Below are 20,407 nucleotides of genomic sequence, written 5' to 3'. Positions count from 1 at the left end.
AAAAAAGTGAAGGATTACTCCTTCACTTCTTCATAATCGACGTATTCTCCGCCTTTAATATCATGACTCTTTTTTTCTTTCTGTTTCTGAGGAACGTAATCTACGATGATTTCATCCTTTGCAGCAGAAGCATGTCGTTTAGCTCGCTGTTCTTCTTTTGCGACTTCGTTTACATGTTGCGCAAATTTGGCCAATTTGCTTCTAAGAAAATATCGGATTAGTTGGCCAAGCAGCCAACCAACTCCGAGAACTATTACAAGAAATTTCCACACAATACTATACGGTTTTATTAGTTGTTTATCTACTCAAGTAGAGATTTCTCTCTGCGTAGATTTTCAAGAAATAATCATCCATCAGATCGTCGATAAAGTAGATCGCTTCACCAGTAGACTTCATTTCAGGACCCAATTCTTTGTTCACTTTCGGGAATTTATGGAAAGAGAAAACTGGTTCCTTGATAGCATAACCCTTTTTGTAAGGCTTGAATTCAAAATCAGTTACTTTTTTCTCTCCCAACATCACCTTTACGGCATAGTTAACATAAGGTTCTCTGTATGCCTTGCAAATGAATGGCACTGTACGGGAAGCTCTTGGGTTTGCTTCGATGATATAAACCTTGTCATTTTTGATTGCAAACTGGATGTTGATCAACCCTACAGTTTTCAGTGCAAGGGCAATTTTCTCAGTATAAGTTTCGATCTGACGAATCACCAAATCCCCCAAGTTGTATGGAGGAAGCACCGCATATGAATCACCGGAGTGAATTCCAGCAGGCTCGATGTGCTGCATGATCCCGATGATGTACACATTCTCACCATCACAGATCGCATCAGCTTCAGCTTCAATTGCACCTTCCAGGAAGTGATCTAGCAGGATCTCATTATTCGGAATATCTCTCAAGACATCCACTACATGCTGCTCAAGTTCTTTTTCGTTGATCACGATTTTCATACCCTGTCCACCTAGCACGTAGCTCGGGCGAACCAAAAGCGGGAAACCAATTGTCTTGCAAAGCTCAAGGGCTTCGTCTGTATTATGAATCGTTCCAAACTCAGGATAAGGAACATCAAGATCTTTCAATAAACTGGAGAATCTTCCTCTATCTTCTGCCAAATCCAAGGCTTCAAAGCTAGTTCCGATGATCTTGATTCCGTATTTATCCATTTTCTCAGCAAGCTTCAGGGCTGTTTGACCACCCAATTGGACGATCACACCCTCAGGCTGCTCGTGAAGAATGATTTCGTAAATATGCTCCCAGAATACTGGTTCGAAGTATAACTTATCGGCGATATCAAAATCAGTTGAAACGGTCTCAGGGTTACAGTTGATCATGATTGTTTCGTAGCCACATTCTTTGGCTGCCAAGACGCCGTGAACACAAGAGTAATCAAACTCGATTCCTTGACCTACTCTATTTGGCCCAGATCCAAGAACGACTACTTTTTTACGATCTGATTTGATAGACTCATTTTCAGTACCGAAAGAAGAGTAATAATATGGAGTCTTCGCCTCAAATTCTGCGGAGCAAGTATCAACTAATTTATAAACTCTCTTAATACCCATTTCTGTGTAGCGCTTGTCAAAAACTTCGCTTTCCAAGCAATCAAGTAAGTGAGCGATTTGACGATCTGCATAGCCTTTACGCTTAGCTAGATCCATCAAATCAAGAGGGATTGTATCTAGTTTATATTTCTCAATTTCCTTTTCCAAGTGAATCAATTCTTCGATCTGCTTCAAGAACCACTTATCGATCTTAGTCAGATCCTGAATGGTACGGAAAGAGATTCCAAGTTTGAATGCGTCGTAGATGTGAAACAATCTGTTCCAGCTAGGATTAGCAAGAGAGTAAAGTATCTCTTCTTGATTACGAAGTTCTTTGCCATCTGCGCCTAGACCATTTCTTTTGATTTCAAGGGACTGACAGGCTTTCTGAAGGGCTTCTTGGAAGTTTCTTCCTATGCCCATCACTTCACCTACAGACTTCATAGAAAGGCCTAGTCTTCTGTCGGAACCTTTGAATTTATCGAAGTTCCAACGAGGAACTTTCACAATTACATAATCTATGGAAGGCTCAAAAAATGCTGAGGTGGTTCCGGTAATGGAGTTTTTCAACTCATCCAAGTTATAACCGATTGCTAGTTTTGCCGCTACTTTCGCAATTGGGTATCCAGTTGCTTTCGAAGCCAAAGCAGAAGATCGGGAAACTCGTGGGTTGATCTCGATACCTATGATTTCAGAATTGTCCGGGCTTACAGCAAACTGCACATTACAGCCACCTGCAAAATTCCCGATGCTATTCATCATCGTGATCGCATAGTTTCTCATACGCTGAAAGGTCGTATCAGGCAAGGTCATCGCAGGTGCCACCGTGATAGAATCACCAGTATGCACACCCATCGGATCAAAGTTCTCAATAGAACAGATCACGATCATGTTGCCGATATTATCACGCATCACTTCCAGCTCGTATTCTTTCCAGCCAAGAATACTTTGCTCAATCAGCACTTCGTGAACTGGAGAGGCTTGAAGACCTGCTACTAGTGCCCCTTCAAAATCTTCTTCCTTTTCCACAAATGCTCCACCAGCTCCACCTAGAGTATAGGAGGCTCTGATTATCAGTGGAAAGCCTATTTCTTGGGCGATTTCTTTTCCTTGAAGAAAGGAAGTAGCCGTTGCACCTTTACAAACGCCCACGCCGATTTTTTCCATCAACGCTTTGAATTTCTCACGGTTCTCGGCAGTGTCAATCGCATCGATATCTACTCCGATCATATTGACCCCGTATTTCGCCCATACACCGCCTTTTTCGCAGTCTATAGCCAGGTTCAATGCAGTTTGCCCTCCCATAGTAGGAAGAACAGCATCGATGTCTGGATGATCTTTGAGGATTTGTACGATGGATTTCTTTTCCAAAGGAAGCAAATAAACATTGTCGGCCGTGACAGGATCAGTCATGATAGTCGCCGGATTCGAGTTGATCAGGGTAACAATGATCCCTTCTTCACGAAGAGACCTAGCTGCCTGCGAACCTGCGTAATCAAATTCGCAAGCTTGACCTATGACGATGGGACCTGAACCAATGATGAGAACGTGCTTTATACTGCTATCTTTAGGCATTAGAGAGGGATTGATGAGAAAGTTTTGCTTAAGTCCAAATTGGGGCAAAATTAGAAAAATATTCTGAAGGGGCACGGTAAAATCAGAAAGAAATCCAAAAACACCATTGAATTTACTGCAAATTTCACTTACAATTATTTCGTTTTTGGCAAAGAATTGAATCGGATTTATTGGTAAACCAATAAATGGCATTTATTATTGTCTAATCATTAAGATCATGAGGAATTTAATTATTGATCTCAATTTTCTGATAAATCCAAATTTGTAAAACATCCTACAGATGCATAAAAGAATAATTACGCTTGGCGAAATCATGCTTAGGCTTTCTACTCCAGGTTATGAGCGCTTTGTTAATTCTCAATCCTACGAAGTGAATTATGGAGGAGCAGAAGCAAATGTAGCTGTTTCTCTTGCCTACTGGGGGTTATCAGCAGCTCACGTCACTTCATTTCCAGATCATGATATTGGAAAAGCAGCAGTAAACACCTTGAGATTTTCGGGAGTAGACACTTCTTTCATTCGATTCAACGAAGGAAGAATGGGCGTTTATTTTGTAGAAAATGGTGCAATGCAGCGCTCCTCAAAAATCATTTATGACCGCTTTGACTCTGCTTTTGCCCAGGTGAATGTGGAGGATTTTGACTGGGAAAAAATATTTGAAGGTGCCGATTGGTTTCATTGGACGGGCATCACACCTGCGGTTTCGCAAGCAGCAGCTGACCTTTGCAAAGCTGCCGTACAAGCCGCTTCAAGACTCGGAGTGAAAATCAGTGCAGACATCAACTATCGCAGAAACCTTTGGCAATATGGCAAGGGTCCGATGGATATCATGCCTGACTTGATCAAACCTTCACATTTAATTATTGCAGGTTTGACAGACTTCGAAAACTGCATGGGAATCACCGACACCGACTATTTGCAAGCCTGTGAAAAAGCCAAGTCAATGTGTCCCTCTTTAAAATATGTGTCAACCACGCATCGGGATTCTATAAGTGCTTCTGAAAATAACCTTAGCGGAGTACTGTGGAACGGAGAATCTCTCCTCGAATCCAAAACCTACGAAATGACGCATATCGTAGATAGAATCGGAGGCGGAGATGCTTATATGGCTGGCTTGATTTATGGCTTACTCAATTCAGACGATCAGAATGCACTGGATTTTGCAGTGGCAGCTTCCGTACTGAAGCACTCTATTCCTGGAGATGCCAATTTCGTCTCCATTGACGAAGTAAATCAGCTGGTGGAAGGAAAAAATGTTGGTAAACTTTTACGATAAAATAAGTATGCGATTTTCAAATAATGAAATGTTAAAAGCAATGGCGGATACAGGAATGATTCCTGTTTTCAACCATGTAGATATAGAAGTAGCCAAAGGTGTACTTGATGCATCTTATAAAGCTGGAATTCGAGTTTTTGAATTCACCAATAGGGCATCAAACTCACTCGAAGTTTTCAGGGAGCTTTATGAGTATGCGGGCAAATATTCGGATATGGTGATGGGAATTGGTACCATTTTCACGACTGAAGATGCAAATGCCTTCATAGAGGCTGGCGCAGATTTCATCGTATCGCCAGCGTTGATCCCAGAGCTAGCTGTTTTTTGCAATTCAAAGGATGTCTTTTGGATCCCGGGCTGCGCGACCATGTCTGAGATTTTTCAGGCTAAAAAGCTTGGCGCTACCTTAGTGAAAGCATTTCCGGGAAATGTGGTGGGTTCGGCTTTTGTGGCTGCGGCTAAGTCCGTCTATCCTGAGCTTCATGTCATGCCAACCGGTGGTGTAGAGCCAACTGAGGAAAATCTGAAAGAATGGTTTGATGCTGGGGTGTACTGTGTGGGCATGGGATCTCAGCTTTTCAAAAAAGATTGGATTAAGAATCAGCAATACGATCTCTTGGAAAATAAAATAGCAGATACACTTCAAGTGATTAAAAGCATTCGGTAAAAATTGTAAGTGGTAAGTAGCCATAGTACACTTCTTGCCACTTACACTCTCTACTTTTTCGGATGAGTAATCAGCTCATAATACTGCTCTAGCAAAGGCAATCCAAAATTCCTTGATTTCATTTCACTGATCTTTCGGAAGCCCATTTTTTCATACAGACTAGCAGCTGCATCTAAGCCTGCCGTAGTGTACAAATAAGCCGCGTCATAGTTCCGATCTAGATAGAACTCCATCCATTCTTTCATCAGCTTGCTGCCGATTCCAAACCCACGGAATTCCTTCGCCAAGATAAAATACCTTAGCTGAGCCCGGTTTGCGGGTCGATGCATCAGCAGCACAAAACCAACCAATTTGCCTTCACTTTCTACCACCCAAACTTTGTCTCTTTTCAGATTATATGCACGATAAAACTCCAGCAGACTTTCCATCACATAGGCTTCGAAACCTATCCCAAGATCATGCTCTTCTGAATAGACTTTGCCATGCAATGCCGCAACCTGTCCAAGGTCACCTGGCTCAAGCGTATTTCGGATAAAAAATTCAGGCAGCTTTTGCATGCAATTAAAATATGAAATAATGGCGGAAACTTAATCTCAAGAGCAATAAAAAAGAACCCCTCGCTGAGTTCCTTCCTAATTAGAATCGGCTATATATCCTTACAAAAACTTCTCTGGAATATCAAAAACAGCAATCCCAGGATCCTCATCTGTAGTGATGCCGTAGATTTTACCTAATTTTTCATCAACAACCATATCAACTACAGAAATATCCAAATTAATTTTCCCAAGTACTTCACCAGAATGAGTAAGAATATAAATAGTCTTTGCAATTTCATTTGTTCTTCTCATTTCCATTGAACTTAACCCTCCATATAATGCAAAAATGTAAGATGGAGTAATAGCAACGTCTCCATAGCCGAAAGGATAGTTAGGGTCAAAAATCACTGCTGATCTGCCTCCTGAATAATTGACCTTAAAGTCTGGCACTTCCAATCTTGGTCCCTCTACTATATCAAAAGTCTTGGTGCCATAATGAAATATCTCTATACGATCTCTATAAGCGTTTGCTTTTACAAATAGTCCTAATTCCCTATTCGCTTTAAACCTGCCTTTGTTGATTTCACCCATGTGATAGTTTATATCAGGATCAGTATAGTCAATAAGGTGATCAGCATTTGGAATTTTTTCCCAATTCCCGTAACCAGCAATTCTTTTTCCGTCCTTAATAGAAAATTCAACCAAACGATTTGGGTCATTCGCCATAATTCCTATCACTGTGGAATCAGTTGCATGGAACATACTATACATTCCAAACATGGGTTCAGGCTGTCTAATTTGAGAGATCCCCAATCGTGAAGTGTCATTCAGCAAAAATCCTGTAATTTTTTTTTCTATACTACTATATACTAAAAATGTGCTGTCTGAAAAACCAGGCTCAACAAGTGTAGCATCTGAAATTTCTAAAGGTCCAAAGCCCGTAATTCCCTTTGGAAATTTATATTGTAATGTTCTCTTATCTATAACATGAATAAGCGGTAAATTTGGAGATACCCTAGAATTCTCCGAAATGATCAAATATTCACCAACTATATTCAATCTGCGAGGCGACATTAGGTTTGGATAGTTTACCTTTTCGCCCTCCAGTGTATATATGTTTTCAGGAGCAATATCAAAGGGATCCTTTTTACCTGAGCTTGTACAAGCTAGAGAGACTATAGATAAAACAAAAATGACAATAGCTGATCTTTTCATTAAGCAAGGAATGTGAATTTAAATAATTCTCATTGTGAAAAAATAGTAAATGCCAATAGATAGTCTATTGGCATTTACTAAATATTTAAGCTGGGCTAATGCCTGTACAAGTAGGCTGAGAACCATCAATCCTAATATCGTCTGGCCATGAATACCCGTCTTTGTCAGTACAGCCTGTACCCCAAGGATGTTGACAGCAAATCCAATCATCTTCTCCTTCTCCTGGCAATACCTCTTTAGCATATGTAGGATTTCCCGCAAAGAAGGCGAATGACATTGCCGTCATCCCCAAACTTAGACCGAATACTTTAATTTTGTTTTTCATAATACAATTGTTTGGTTAAAATCATAGTTTAAACTAAACAATAACCAATTAACTAAGGTTGTTAATTACAAAAGTGGCGTTTTTTTTGCAAACGGTAAATAGTTGATATTAAGCTATTAATCTATCAACTAAATACTAGCGCTGAACGATTACTTCAAAGAGAATCTTCTTTTCAAAGTCTAATGACGGGTGTTCCATAGGCTTCGACTTCGCTCAGCCTGATAGCCGCATACTCCGCGAATCTCGGTAGTTTGCGAGACACTCAGCCTCAAGCTGTGCCCTCTGCGAAACCCTCCGTGTCCACTGCGGTTAAAACCCAAAAAAATAGCCGCCCAAAATTGAACGGCTATGAATGTCTTAATCTTCGGTATAGTTGAAACTATCAACTTGTTCTTTGATCCAGTCGTAGTATTTTTCCTTTCGGAAATCTGCCCATTCCTTTTTGTATTTGGAATCCTCGATCAAAAACTTAAAAGCTGTATTTGCTTTTGGCTTGGTCAGTGAGCTTACCAAATCATCCGCTAGGTTCTTTTCTTTGACACGGCGGTCAATAAAATCCTGCATCATCTGATGCTCCTGAGCTGGCTCCATCTGAGTAAACTCGGCATAATTCTCCGGGTTTTCCTCGATCTCATCCAGTACATCCTCTTCCGCCTCAGTCAGATCATAATTGTAATAATCTTCGTCATCCGGCATCTGATGAATTCTTTTCTTGTCGATCTGATAGAAACAGATCATTCCTTTGAGTAATTGGGTTGAGATAAGGTCTATCTCCTTTTCAGTAAGCGAAAGCATTGATGGTTTACAAAATTTTCAGAAAAATAGTGAAAGTCGAATTCTGATCAAATTCTATTATTAATTAAGCAATTGAAGCACCAATATAATGGGATTTAATTACTTGAATCAAGAATTTTTGAAAGCATTTCAATATCAATCTCGTGACCTCCGGAAAAAGTAAGCTTTTTCACTTCCTTGCCCAGATTTTTGATCAAATCCTGCTGTTTATCAATGCTTTCCAGGGTAATAAATTCATCCTGATCCCCGAGAACCATCGTCAGTTTAGTCTTTGAAAATTTCTCGCGTACCCCTCCCAAAATCAAATCTTCAGCAAACCCGCCTGCCCATAGCACCAATTGATCCACCTCACCTGTCCAGCGACTTGCCCAACGTGTGGCAGTTGCCGCACCCTGAGAGAATCCCAACACGTTAATTATTGGAGTTTCAGCGTACCGCGAAAGCAGGTTCTCCATCAACAGATCCAGGTAATTATGGTTGTTTTGAATAGCTATTTCCCGTTCATGCCTAGTCATCCAATTCGCCCCAACTCTTCCGGAAAAGCCATTGAGATAGCCGTAATTCGTGCCTTCTGGCGCTATAAATAGCCAATCAGGAGAATCAAAACCTTGAAACTTTCGGATGAAAAATTCAGCCAACTGCCCATATCCATGTAACACCAACCAGATTTCCTTCTCCTGAAAAGTTGGTTCATGGGAGATGGAATACTGTGCTTGAAACTGAAAATTGATACTTTTCTTCAAAACTATATATGAATGTTAAATAGATCCAAGATAAGCTCAAGGAAGCTATAAATGATGATCAATCTGAGGCAACTCCGCCTTTCAAAGGAGGCTGGGGGGATTTCGACTTCGCTCAATCTGACAAACGTCAATTAAAAAAAGCCTAGATACTCCACAAGAAACTACCAAAACTCTATGCGTTCAGATCGTCAAATTTAAAAGGCAAAAGCGTCTGAATTCCAGGAAAACGAAGAACACTTCCATCAGGATTTTGAATCAAAATAGAAATTGGCTGGTTAAATCGCATTTCCGTTTCATTGATCGTTTGACGACAAAGCCCGCAAGGCGATACTCCCGCCCAGATCTCTTCCCCTTTTCTTCTTGCTACAATTGCTATTTCCTTCACAGCCAGATCCGGAAAATTGGCTCCTGCGTATCCAAGTACCAATCGCTCGGCACAAACTCCAACAGGAAAACTTACGTTCTCCTGATTGCTCGATTGAAGAATCTCTCCGGACTCAAGCCGGACAGCCGCGCCAACATGGAAATCCGAATAAGGCGCGTAGGCGCTTTCAGACACTTTTCTTGCACGCATCATCAGTTGCTGCTCTTCGATATTTAGTTCCTCCCAAGCCAGCTCTTCAAACTCGGCTTCTATTTTTATTTTCTTGCTCATCGTTCCCTAATTGGAGTTTTCCTAACGATTAAGGTAAGAAATTGTTCCTTTTAATATTCTCACTCCAATTTTTTACCCTTAAATATATTTTCCATTTTAGTCCAAGTAACTCAACAACCCATGCATACCATTCTGATTTTAGGAGGCGGGAAATCTGCCATTTTTCTGATTGATTTCCTGGCGGAAAGTTGCCAAGCTAAAGACCGCAAATTGATTTTGGCAGATATCGATCTAGCTTCTGCTCAGGAAAAACTTAAAAATCAGCCAAATACTGAAGCCCGTCAGCTGGACATTGAGAACACTGGAGCCAGACAGTCTCTGATCAAAGAAGCTGACGTCGTGATTTCTATGCTTCCTGCTTTTATGCATCCTCTAGTGGCCAAGGATTGTCTGGATTTCGACAAGCACTTTTTTTCCGCCTCTTACGAATCTGATGCGATGCATGAAATGAAGTCTGCCATCGAAGCAAAAGGCTTGTTTTTCCTGAACGAATGTGGCCTTGACCCAGGCATTGATCACATGTCTGCCATGCAAATCATCAACTTTGCAAAATCAAAAGGCGAGGAAATCATCTCTTTCAAATCCTATTGTGGTGGGCTTCTAGCACCGGAATCAGAAGACAATCCCTGGAAATACAAATTCACCTGGAACCCAAGAAATGTGGTGCTTGCCGGCCAAGGCACATCCAGATACCTAGAAAAAGGGGATTTAAAGTTTGTTCCTTATCATCAGCTTTTCAATCGGCTCGAGACAATCCAATTTCCAGAACTTGGAGATTTTGATGGCTATCCCAATCGGGATTCCCTGAGCTACAGAAAGGTATATGGCTTAGAAAATATTGACACCATGCTCCGCGGCACGCTGCGCAGAGATGGCTTCTGCAAAGCTTGGAATGTATTCGTTCAGCTGGGAATGTGCGATGATAGTTTTCAGATGAATTTGCCTGAAAGCATCACGATGAAGCAGTTTCTCAACTCTTTTTTACCATACGACAAAGAGCTATCAGTAGAAGAAAAACTCGGTAACCTAATCCCGGATTTTGATTTTCCCACTTGGGAAAAAATCCAGTGGCTGGGATTTTTGGGCAACGATTTACTACCTAAAACAACCGGCTCTCCTGCAGCAATTTTACAGGCGATTTTAGAGAAAAACTGGAAGCTCTATCCAGAAGATAAGGACATGATCGTGATGCAGCACCTCTTCCAAATCAAAACTGAAGAAGGTATCAAAGAGATCCGATCAAGTTTGGTATGCTACGGGGAAGATGCTACTTACACCGCTATGGCAAAGACGGTGGGACTTCCGCTGGCCATTGCCGTAGATTTATTTCTGGATGGAAAAATGGATCTAAAAGGTCTACATAGACCTGTGCTTCCAGAAATTTACACCCCTATTTTAGAGGAGTTAGCCAGAAGAGGAATTAGATTTAAGGAAGAAGAGCGTTTACTTTAAGCTTTGAAGCCAAGCAAAAAGCCGGAGACTAATCTAGCATAGCTTTCATGTGGTGTTCCATCTTCATTTTTAAAGAAAATGGCTGAAGATTCAACCTCTTCCTGAGTTCTGGAAAAAGCACAAATTTCCCGTTGTATTCTCTTTCCAGGCTTGTCTTGAAGTGTGTATTTTATTTCGGCAAACAATCCTTTTTCTCCAGCTTCTTCCTGAAAATCCTGCATTTGCCTGGGCGGAAGAATAAGCCAGAATCGCCCATCTTCTTTCAAAAGCACATTCACTTTTCCCAATAAATCCTGAAAGGAAAGTTCGTCTGTATGCAAAGCCCTATTGCGCTGTGCATCGGATGATTTCAGATGATCAGGAAAATAAGGTGGATTACTGACGATCAGATCGTATTTCTGCTGAGATTCAAATTCCTGAAATCTCCCCTCCCAAAGCTGCATACGATCCGAAAAGGAATTTATACGGAAATTCTCCAAAGCCTGAGAAGCAGCTTCTGCATCGATCTCAACGGCTTGGACTTTTGCTTCTGGAAATCGCTGAGCAAGCATCAAGGCAATCACTCCAGTACCGGTTCCTACATCCAATATTTGTCTCGGTGATTCGACTTCTGCCAAGGTTCCAAGCATCACCGCATCAGTGCTTATTTTCATTGCACAGCGATCTTGATTAACTCGGAACTGCTGAAACTGGAACCAGGAATTGGCCATTAAGTACGAGGCTTACTGAAGAAACTCAGGTTGAATCGTGGTTTATCGTCCATCACATTTACATCCTCTTCAGATACACGCTTCACACTTTCTATCGTGTAGAATGCCTTGGAATCAATGCTTTGTACTTTGGTGATATATTCAGTCAGACTCTCTCTTTTCATCACGGTAAAAAGCAGGTTTACCTTTCCAAATCTACCTTCTCCACCCACATTTGTAAATCGGAAATCACGGTTTTTCATGTATTCAATCAATTCCGGAAGTGGTTCTGGTGTGATAACACGAACCAACACTCTACCAAAAGCCAATTTCTCCTCAAAATACATCCCCACATAAGTTCCCATGCCAAATCCACCAGCATAGGCTATATAGGACATAGGGTTATCTATGTTTTGAAAAATCTGACCAATAGCAAGGAGCCAGATCAAGGCCTCAAAAAAGCCCAAAACCGGAGCAATATTCTTTTTCCCATTCATCATAAACATGATTCTCAGGGTATTGATAGAGACATCACCTACTCTTGCACAAAATATGAGCAAGGGCATGATCAGATAATCGAACAATTGTTCAGAAATTCCGAAGGTTTGAAAGAATTCTTGCATGAGATTTTGGATTCAGGTTGAATCCGCAAAATTACACCCTATTCCATCAAGGACGAAATAATATTTGGAATTAGATTTTACGATCTCTGCCTGCTGACATGCCAAAAAAGGTAAAAGCCAATGCAAAGAATAACAGGAAGAATATCAGCACATTCCAGTTATCAAAAAGATCCAGTGACACCCCAAAAAGAAGAGGTCCAAGCGCCGCCAGATAATACCCCGAGGACTGCACCATTGCCGAAAGTTTGGCAGTAGTCTGATCCTCAGCAGTACGCAAAGCGATCAAGGTATATGCGATACTCAAACTCGACCCCATACAGAGCCCCACAATTCCCAGCGAAGCGTAAGTCACCAGCTCGTTCTCAACAAAAAGACCCAAATAACCAAACACATAAGCTACTCCCACAGCCAGTACTACTCCGCTTTGTTCTCTGAGTTTGATGAGAAAATTAGGAGCAAAATAAGACCCTACTAGAGAAACCACCTGCATCATGGAAGACACAAAACCAGCCTGAGCAGGAGTCCAACCTCGGGAAATCAACATATCCGGAAGCCAGGTCACCATGGTAAAATACATCACAGACTGGCAACCCATGAAAATAGTAATCTGCCAAGCCAACTTCGATTTCCACACGTTTTTTGCAGGATCAGTGACTTGGTGGAGACTTGCCTTGGGACGCTGCAGCTGTGGAATCCATAGGATCATCGCCAACACCATAAACACAGCCCAGAAAGCCAATGATCCTCGCCAGCCAAAATCCCAATCCACCGCAATCGGCACACTCATTCCCACAGCAATTGCCGCAAAAAGCGACATCATGGTTGCAAGCAAGGCTGTCATCAAGCCTAGCTTCTCCGGCAATCTCACTTTGATCAAAGGAATAAGCAACACATTGGCGATCACGATACCTATTCCAGTCAGCGCTGTACCAAACAGCATCAACTCAATTCCTCCTAGCACACGGAGTATCACCCCAGTGGTGAGGATAGCAACTCCCAAGAAGACTGCTCTCCCCATCCCCAATCGCTTTCCTATCCCAGGGGCAAAAAGTGAAAATGTGGCAAATGTCAACAAAGGAAGCGTAGTAAGAAATCCTGCCAAGCCATTGGACAAACCTAAGTCCTCCCGGATAAATGGAATCAACGGGCCCACCGACGCAATCGAAGTCCGCAAATTGATCGAAATCAGGATAATTCCAGTAATAAGAAGTGATTGGGAGGAAAATGATTTAGTCAAGACTGAGGTATAAAAATTAAGGGTTACTAAGAATAAACTGCTGAGTAATTAAGCTTGGCAAAACTAGGGAAATTTGATCTGGATATTGCATCAGTTTTTCTTATCTGGACTGAAACTAGGATGATTTCACGGATCGTGCCGTTGGCACTCGCGCTTACAATCTACATCCTAAACCCAGAATTGCATTCTGGGCTTTTATAGGCCTTGCCGTTGGCAAGGAGCTAAAAACGTGAAGAAGTGTGAGAATTGTCGCAGTGAAACTAAATGTAAACCGCAATTCGTCATATTGGACAAATAGTATTCAGATGAATTAATTATGGTCTATTCCTTGTGCCAACGGCACAACCGGTAACAGCCCCGAATACAGCGCAGCAAAATTCGGGGTAACCAAACCAAGACGATCTAACATGAGTGCCAACGGCACGATCTGAATGGAAAAGAAATTGCGCCTTAGCACCTCCCGTATAGCTGTCGGGAGCGGGAGATTTAATGTTTTGCCAAAACCTTCGAGGTTTGAAAAAAACCTCAAAGGTTTAAATGCTCTGCGCCTTTGCGCCCTCGCGGGAGACTCTTATCCAAAACCTTCGAGGTTCCAAAAACCTCAAAGGTTACCTGTCTGCATCAACCCCAGCTTCCTATTAATCTCCGAGATCTCAATCCCGACTTGCTGCAATGTCAATGGTTCCTGCGGAAACTCATCACTCATATAATATTCAAACTTCCAGATCTCCCGGATTTCCTCAGCCGGTACTTTGTAAGGCGTGTAAATTGGATTTAGCGAGCGTAGCAAAAAGCTTCTCTCCTCGACCTGAAAACTCAGCATCTTAAAACTGACTCCTTCACTTGCCGTCACCACCACGCATGGAATTTCTTTGGGAAGCCGCCACTCAGACAAGTACGAGCCGATCACGTAAGCTCCATCCGCAATCGGCAACATGCTATCGCCCTCAGTTTGGAACATGCGGTATTTTTTGTCTTTTGACAGATTTGGCAGATTGAAAACGGGCAGGGTACTTAAATACTCCGGATCTCCAAAACCTCCCAAGTAACCCGCTTTCGCCTTGATCGGCACGAGTTCTATGTTGTCCTCATTACTTGAGCTGACGGTGGTGGCGAGAATCCGAACTTTCGAACCACTCAGAAACACATCATTTCCAGCTTCCAGATCACGGATTTTCAGCTCACTCAGTTTGGATAGATCCACCCGCAGCAGTGTGTCCACACTCATCCGAAAATAATCCGCACAGAGTAGCAAATCCTCGATTGCTGGCGACTTACTATGCCCATTTTCATGCGCGTTCAACTTGGCGCGAGTCATGCCAAGATTTTCAGCCAGCATGTCCTGACTCAATTTGCGTCGCTTTCTGAGAAATTTCAGATTGCCCGCCCAAAAAAAGCTTTGACTTCCCATTTTATTTCGATACAATTAATGACAATAAATTGATACTAATACTATCAAATATAGCAAGTAATCTGAGAAATGGAAAGGCATATCGTGCATTTGGATCTGGACACGTTTTTTGTGTCTGTGGAGCGGTTGAAAAACGAAGCGCTAAGAGGAAAGCCCGTCATCATCGGCGGCAGTTCCGACCGTGGCGTGGTGGCGTCGTGCAGTTACGAGGCCCGGAAATTTGGTGTACATTCCGCCATGCCTATGAAGCTGGCACGGAGACTTTGCCCTTCGGCATTCTACATCAAAGGCGATCACGACAGCTACAGCCAGCAGTCGCGCTTGGTCACCGAAGTAATTCAGGAGCAGGTTCCGCTGATGGAAAAAGCTTCGATTGATGAGTTTTACATCGATATGACGGGAATGGACCGGTTTTTTGGCTGCGAAAAATTCACCAAAGAGCTACGTGAAAAGATCGTCAAGGAATCCGGCTTACCGATTTCCTGTGCTTTGGCAGTGAACAAACTGGTATCCAAAGTTGCCACGCATGATGCCAAACCCAATGGGCAGACCACGATTCCTTTTGGCACAGAAAAGCCTTACCTCGCACCACTTCCCATTCGAAGAATGCCGGGAATAGGTGAAAAAACCTCCACATTATTGGAGCGAATGGGCGTGGAAAACATCCGCTTACTCAGCGAAATCCCACCCCGAATGATGCAAAATCTCCTGGGGAAATGGGGAATCGACCTTTCCCGAAAAGCCAACGGAATTGACGAGTCGCCGGTCATTCCTTACACAGAGCAAAAGAGTATTGGTACCGAAAACACCTTCGAATCGGACACCATCGATATGGCTTTTCTGAACAGTCAACTGGTACGAATGACAGAGAAGGTCGGTTTTGAACTGCGCCAAAAGCAGAAGCTCTGCGGCTGCATCACGGTGAAGCTCCGCTACGCCAACTTCGATACCGTCAGCCGGCAGTGCATTATCTCTTATACCAGTTCGGACGAAGTGCTTTTGGAGCGGGCAAAAGAACTCTTTGCGAAGCTCTATGAAAAGAGAATGCTCGTGCGTCTGGTCGGCGTGAAGGTCAGTCATCTCGTGCAAGGCTGCCAGCAAATCGACCTTTTCCAGGACACCGAAGAAGGCGTGAGCCTTTATCAAGCTATCGACTGGATCAAAAACCGCTATGGCGAAAAAAGCCTGACCCGAGCCATCACCCTAACCCGCGCCTAAGATGTTTATCAATTGTAAAACCTGGTTTAGCTACCGCTACGGCACCTTCAGCACCGAGAAGCTCGTGACCGCTGCAGCCGAACGCGGCCTATCCTCCCTTGGCCTCACCAATATCAACAGCACCGCGGATCTCTGGGATTTTGTGGATTTCTGTAGGGTGAAAAACATCAAACCTATCGTCGGAACCGAGATCCGAAATGAGGATAAATTTTGCTACTTGCTTTTAGCAAAAAACGATATCGGCTTACTTGAGATCAATCGTTTTTTGTCTCAGCATTTACAGGCTGAGCAGGCTTTTCCAGAGCGTCCCGAGTGCTTTTTGGAAGTTTTGATTATTTATCCTTCTGGAAGCTTTGCTGCGCAAAAGCTAAAAGAACATGAATTTATTGGTGTATTGGCGAGCGAACTGAATCGTATCAAAAAGCAGGAAGTAGAAGCTTTCCCCAAGAAATATATCATCCGGCATCCGGTGACTTTTCAGGACAAAACGGCGTTCAATATTCATCGTCTGCTCCGGGCCATCGGCAAAAACACTTTGATCAGTAAGTTGGGAGAAAAAGACTTTGCCTCACCGGAAGAAATGTTCGTCTCAGAAGCAGCACTGATGAGTGCTTTTCGGAATTTCCCCGGCATGATCAGCAACACGCTGCAGCTTATCGATTCCTGTGAAATAAAAACCCAACTCCACACCGACAAAAATAAAAAGCACTACAGCGCCAGCGGGGAAGACGACAGGATTTTACTGGAAAAGCTGGCTATGGAAGGCTTCCAGTACCGCTATGGTAATAATCCCGTCGCCAAAGCACGGGTGATCAAAGAACTGAAAATCATCAACGACCTGAATTTCAACGCCTATTTCCTGATCGTCTGGGACGTGATCCGCTACGCTCAAAACCGAGGCTTTTACTACGTAGGCAGAGGGAGCGGCGCCAATTCCATCGTGGCCTACTGTCTCAAGATCACTGACGTGGACCCCATCAAACTCGACTTGTATTTCGAGCGATTTCTCAATCCACACCGAACTTCACCTCCGGATTTTGACATAGATTTCTCCTGGAAAGACCGGGACGAAGTCATAGATTACATTTTCAAGCGCTACGGCAAGGATCATGTTTCCCTGTTGGGAATGTACAGCACCTTTCAGCGAAGAGCCGTTATCCGTGAACTCGGGAAGGTTTTTGGCCTGCCAAAAGAAGAAATCGACCAGCTCGTCCGTGGCAAGGATCAGCCGATGAATGAGGACAAAATCCAGCGTACCATTCTTAAATACGGCCAACTGCTGGAAAATTTCCCAAATCATCTTTCCATTCACCCGGGAGGAATGTTGATTTCCGAAAAACCCATCTATCAATACACCGTGAATGAACTTCCTCCAAAGGGGTTTTGCACGGCGCAGATCGACATGTTTTTGGCAGAGAAAATCGGCTTATTCAAACTCGATATTCTCAGTCAGCGGGGATTGGGTCATATCAAAGAAGCCATCGCGCTAGTGAAGCGCAATCGGGGAATTGACATCGATATCCATCGGGTGGAGCAGTTTATGAGCGACCCGAAAGTTGCCGAGCAAATCCGAAAAGCAGATACCATCGGCTGCTTTTACATCGAGAGTCCGGCGATGCGTCAACTCCTCACAAAACTGAAATGTGACGATTACCTCACGCTGGTAGCCGCGAGCTCCATTATCCGGCCCGGGGTGTCTCAGTCGGGCATGATGAAGCAGTATATCGAGCGCTTTCACGACCCCAACAAAATCATCTACCTCCATCCCAAAATGAAGGAATTGCTGGAGGAAACCTTCGGTGTGATGGTGTATCAGGAAGATGTGATCAAGGTCGCCCATCACTTTGCGGGGCTGGATATGGGTGAAGCGGACATTCTGCGCAGAGCCATGTCCGGCAAGTACAGATCACACAATCGCTTCAATGAGATCCGGGAAAAATATTTTGCAAACTGCAAGAAACTTGGCCACGATGATACTGCCGCGGCGGAAATTTGGAGGCAGATGGAATCTTTCGGCGGCTATTCCTTTTCAAAGGCACACTCGGCTTCTTTCGCTGTGGAAAGCTATCAGAGTCTTTACCTGAAGACCTATTTCCCCATGGAATTCATGGTCGCAGTGATCAATAATTTCGGAGGATTCTATGCCACCGAATTCTATTTCCACGAGCTCAAGCGCACCGGAGCTAAGGTCAATCCCCCTTGCGTAAACCGCAGTGAATACCTCACCAATATCCGGGGCGAAGAGGTTTTTGTCGGCCTGATCCACGTGCAACAACTGGAGAAGAAGCTTTGCGATTTAATCCTGCAGGAAAAGCAGCTCAATGGCGATTACCTGAGTTTGGAAGACTTCATCGAGCGTACGCATGCCGGACCGGAGCAACTGAATATTCTGATCAGCGTGGGAGCTTTTGGATTTACAGGTTTGGGAAAAAAGAAACTCCTTTGGAAAGCCAATTTCGCCCAAAAGCATCTGACTACTATTCCTGATTCCCCTGCGCTTTTCAAGGAACCTGCCATGAATTTCACACTTCCTGATTTTCCGGATTACCCACTGGAAGATGCGCTGGACGAGATCAATGTGCTGGGTTTTGCGCTTACGGATATGTTCCGGCTTTGTGCCCATGATGGCAAAGGAACCGTGCTGGCAGCCCAGCTCCCTGAGTTGCTCGGAAAAAATGTAGAAGTTCTCGGACAACTTGTAGTCACCAAAGATGTGCGAACCATCCATAGGGAGCACATGGCTTTTGGGACTTTTCTGGATCCTCAAGGCGACTGGCTGGATACCGTTCACTTTCCCCCTTCCCTGAAGCGATTTCCTTTTCAGGGCAAAGGATTTTACAAAATGCGTGGCAAGGTCGTAGAGGAATTTGGCACGTTTGCCGTGGATGTACAGGGCATGTGGAAAGTGGGATTAAAGGGAAAGAAGGAGGTGGTGGGAGTCAAAGACTACGCAGCAAATCTATAGTATATTACTTCACCTGCTCCTTAATCCAACTGGTGACGAGTTCAAGCGCTTTAGGTGAAATGGTTTGCTCTATCTCCACATATTCGCCAATCAAACCAGTCTCAGCTTCCTGAAATAAGTGATTCAGTCCTGGCAATACCACAGTGGTCACATTCGTGTTTCCTCCTTTGGCCAAACCTGCTTTTATAGCTTCCAGGTTCTCTTTTGGCGGAACTTGGAGATCCTTCTCTCCATTGATTGCCAGCACCGGACAGCTTACTTTCTGCAATATCGGGGCAGGATCATACCTGATGAAATACTGCATCCAAGGGTTAGTCATTTGAGCCATCTGAGCATTGACAAATTCATCCTCAGTCATTCCACTTGGCACGCTCGCCGCTGGAATATTTCGGAATACCTGCGTCATGTGATTTCTGATTTCTCCCTTCATTTCTTCTTCTCCCTGTTCTTTGAGGATGATTTCAAACACCTTCTTACTGAGCATTTCATTCTCTGCCAGCTGATTGGGAGTCATACCGGATGCTTTGCCGATCAGCTCTTGCTGTGCCAGAAGGAGTTTGTCTCCACGAATTCCGGTACCCGCTAGCAACACGATAAAGTCAATGTCATCTGAATCTGCAGCAACCATAGGCGCAATAATTCCACCTTCGCTATGACCCATCAGGCCGATTTTACTTTTATCGATCTCTGGTCTTGCCTGCAAATACTGCACTGCAGAAGCTACATCGGTAGCAAAATCGACCGAAGTAGCTGCACTGAAATCACCCGTGGAGGCTGCTGTCCCGCGATCATCAAAACGCAAAACCGCTATCCCATTTCTAGTCAGATAATCTGACAAAACCAGAAATGGCTTATGCCCCATCAATTCCTCATTTCGATTTTGCGGACCAGATCCTGAGATCAGCACCACCGCTGGGTATATCCCCTCCTGCTCAGGAATCGTGAGCGTACCAGCCAGCAATATTTCTGCCTGCTTATTTTCAAAAATCACTTCTTCAGAACGGTAAGGAAAGGGCTTTTTAGGCTCCTGAGGTCTATTGGAACCTAATTTCTCAATCTCCTCTCTGGATAGATTCATTGGGAATGACTGACCTGCCTGATTGAAAACACCAATGATAATATTGTCATCTCCCAGCGTCCCTTCGTATTTAATATTCGCGTTGGTAATGGCAATTTTAAGTGTATTATTTTCAAAACTGGTGGAAGACACCGGAATCCCGAATGCTCCTTGATCTGGACTATCCATCGTGGCGCTGTAGCCAGTATCAGTTTTCTTCACATTGAATACTAAACGAAGCTGAATCCCCTGCACTTTCAGAGCGCCATTCCACTGGCCGGTGATTTCTTGGGAAAAACCTGTCAGCGTGATCAATACTGATATAGCAAGTAGTGCAAATCTTTTCATAGCGGTTTTTTAATACTTGGGATGATGATAAAAATCAATCCAACTAAACTTGTTCGGGAAATTAATGAAAAAATATTT

General features: G+C 43.4%; 18 protein-coding genes. 5 read left to right on the top strand and 13 right to left on the bottom strand.

Annotated features, from left to right (window positions below; genetic code table 11):
- Nucleotides 1-14 precede the first annotated feature (14 nt).
- Both ACPUEN_RS17245 and carB read right to left on the bottom strand, forming a co-directional pair.
- Nucleotides 15-272, bottom strand: a complete 258-nt coding sequence (locus ACPUEN_RS17245; protein ID WP_425637175.1) for a DUF4834 family protein — start codon at nt 270-272, stop codon at nt 15-17.
- Nucleotides 273-297: 25 nt separating this feature from the next.
- Nucleotides 298-3,117, bottom strand: coding sequence for a carbamoyl-phosphate synthase large subunit (carB, locus tag ACPUEN_RS17240; protein WP_425637174.1), 2,820 nt, complete (start codon nt 3,115-3,117; stop codon nt 298-300).
- 280 nt (nt 3,118-3,397) lie between these two features.
- Here carB and ACPUEN_RS17235 point away from each other — a divergent pair, with 280 nt between their 5' ends.
- Together ACPUEN_RS17235 and ACPUEN_RS17230 are read left to right on the top strand one after the other, a co-directional pair.
- Nucleotides 3,398-4,393 (top strand): PfkB family carbohydrate kinase, encoded by a 996-nt coding sequence (locus tag ACPUEN_RS17235; protein ID WP_425637173.1) that lies wholly within the window; start codon nt 3,398-3,400, stop codon nt 4,391-4,393.
- A 7-nt stretch (nt 4,394-4,400) separates the two neighbouring features.
- Nucleotides 4,401-5,060, top strand: a complete 660-nt coding sequence (locus tag ACPUEN_RS17230; protein WP_425637172.1) for a bifunctional 4-hydroxy-2-oxoglutarate aldolase/2-dehydro-3-deoxy-phosphogluconate aldolase — start codon at nt 4,401-4,403, stop codon at nt 5,058-5,060.
- 50 nt (nt 5,061-5,110) lie between these two features.
- Here ACPUEN_RS17230 and ACPUEN_RS17225 read toward each other — a convergent pair whose 3' ends face one another.
- The 6 genes from ACPUEN_RS17225 to ACPUEN_RS17200 all read right to left on the bottom strand — a co-directional run bounded on the left by ACPUEN_RS17225 (nt 5,111) and on the right by ACPUEN_RS17200 (nt 9,329).
- Nucleotides 5,111-5,617, bottom strand: a complete 507-nt coding sequence (locus tag ACPUEN_RS17225) for a GNAT family N-acetyltransferase (protein WP_425637171.1) — start codon at nt 5,615-5,617, stop codon at nt 5,111-5,113.
- 99 nt (nt 5,618-5,716) lie between these two features.
- Entirely contained in the window at nt 5,717-6,811 is a 1,095-nt protein-coding gene (locus tag ACPUEN_RS17220) for a BF3164 family lipoprotein (protein WP_425637170.1), read from the bottom strand.
- A gap of 85 nt (nt 6,812-6,896) precedes the next feature.
- A complete protein-coding gene (locus ACPUEN_RS17215) occupies nt 6,897-7,136 on the bottom strand; it encodes a hypothetical protein (protein WP_425637169.1) in 240 nt (79 codons plus the stop codon).
- 357 nt (nt 7,137-7,493) lie between these two features.
- On the bottom strand, nt 7,494-7,931 hold the full coding sequence (locus ACPUEN_RS17210; protein ID WP_425637168.1) for a UPF0158 family protein: 438 nt from the start codon (nt 7,929-7,931) through the stop codon (nt 7,494-7,496).
- A 95-nt stretch (nt 7,932-8,026) separates the two neighbouring features.
- Complete coding sequence (locus ACPUEN_RS17205; protein WP_425637167.1) at nt 8,027-8,674, bottom strand: alpha/beta hydrolase; 648 nt, start codon at nt 8,672-8,674, stop codon at nt 8,027-8,029.
- Between the two features lie 172 nt (nt 8,675-8,846).
- Nucleotides 8,847-9,329: a cytidine deaminase gene (locus ACPUEN_RS17200; RefSeq protein ID WP_425637166.1), complete on the bottom strand. Its 483-nt coding sequence runs from the start codon at nt 9,327-9,329 to the stop codon at nt 8,847-8,849.
- A 120-nt stretch (nt 9,330-9,449) separates the two neighbouring features.
- Here ACPUEN_RS17200 and ACPUEN_RS17195 point away from each other — a divergent pair, with 120 nt between their 5' ends.
- Nucleotides 9,450-10,781, top strand: coding sequence for a saccharopine dehydrogenase family protein (locus tag ACPUEN_RS17195; RefSeq protein ID WP_425637165.1), 1,332 nt, complete (start codon nt 9,450-9,452; stop codon nt 10,779-10,781).
- Here the strand turns inward: ACPUEN_RS17195 and ACPUEN_RS17190 are convergent.
- The 4 genes from ACPUEN_RS17190 to ACPUEN_RS17175 all read right to left on the bottom strand — a co-directional run bounded on the left by ACPUEN_RS17190 (nt 10,778) and on the right by ACPUEN_RS17175 (nt 14,741).
- Complete coding sequence (locus ACPUEN_RS17190) at nt 10,778-11,491, bottom strand: tRNA1(Val) (adenine(37)-N6)-methyltransferase (RefSeq protein WP_425637164.1); 714 nt, start codon at nt 11,489-11,491, stop codon at nt 10,778-10,780. The two genes, ACPUEN_RS17195 and ACPUEN_RS17190, sit on opposite strands and share 4 nt — an antisense overlap.
- Nucleotides 11,491-12,093 (bottom strand): DUF2179 domain-containing protein, encoded by a 603-nt coding sequence (locus tag ACPUEN_RS17185; RefSeq protein ID WP_425637163.1) that lies wholly within the window; start codon nt 12,091-12,093, stop codon nt 11,491-11,493. Before ACPUEN_RS17185 ends, ACPUEN_RS17190 begins: the two co-directional genes overlap by 1 nt.
- Before the next feature lie 70 nt (nt 12,094-12,163).
- Nucleotides 12,164-13,330 (bottom strand): CynX/NimT family MFS transporter, encoded by a 1,167-nt coding sequence (locus ACPUEN_RS17180; RefSeq protein ID WP_425637162.1) that lies wholly within the window; start codon nt 13,328-13,330, stop codon nt 12,164-12,166.
- Nucleotides 13,331-13,931: 601 nt separating this feature from the next.
- Nucleotides 13,932-14,741 carry an XRE family transcriptional regulator gene (locus tag ACPUEN_RS17175; protein WP_425637160.1) on the bottom strand — a complete coding sequence of 270 codons (810 nt, stop codon included), beginning with the start codon at nt 14,739-14,741 and terminating at the stop codon, nt 13,932-13,934.
- Between the two features lie 69 nt (nt 14,742-14,810).
- Here ACPUEN_RS17175 and dinB point away from each other — a divergent pair, with 69 nt between their 5' ends.
- Nucleotides 14,811-15,959 (top strand): DNA polymerase IV, encoded by a 1,149-nt coding sequence (dinB, locus tag ACPUEN_RS17170; protein WP_425637159.1) that lies wholly within the window; start codon nt 14,811-14,813, stop codon nt 15,957-15,959.
- A 1-nt stretch (nt 15,960) separates the two neighbouring features.
- Nucleotides 15,961-18,924, top strand: coding sequence for a DNA polymerase III subunit alpha (locus tag ACPUEN_RS17165; RefSeq protein WP_425637157.1), 2,964 nt, complete (start codon nt 15,961-15,963; stop codon nt 18,922-18,924).
- A gap of 4 nt (nt 18,925-18,928) precedes the next feature.
- Here the strand turns inward: ACPUEN_RS17165 and ACPUEN_RS17160 are convergent, their stop codons facing one another.
- Nucleotides 18,929-20,329: an alpha/beta hydrolase family protein gene (locus ACPUEN_RS17160; protein ID WP_425637156.1), complete on the bottom strand. Its 1,401-nt coding sequence runs from the start codon at nt 20,327-20,329 to the stop codon at nt 18,929-18,931.
- Nucleotides 20,330-20,407: the final 78 nt, after the last annotated feature.

It is taken from the genome of Algoriphagus yeomjeoni, assembly GCF_049821175.1.
In the GTDB taxonomy this organism is placed as follows: domain Bacteria; phylum Bacteroidota; class Bacteroidia; order Cytophagales; family Cyclobacteriaceae; genus Algoriphagus; species Algoriphagus yeomjeoni_A.
This window is presented reverse-complemented; position numbering and strand designations above follow the sequence as displayed.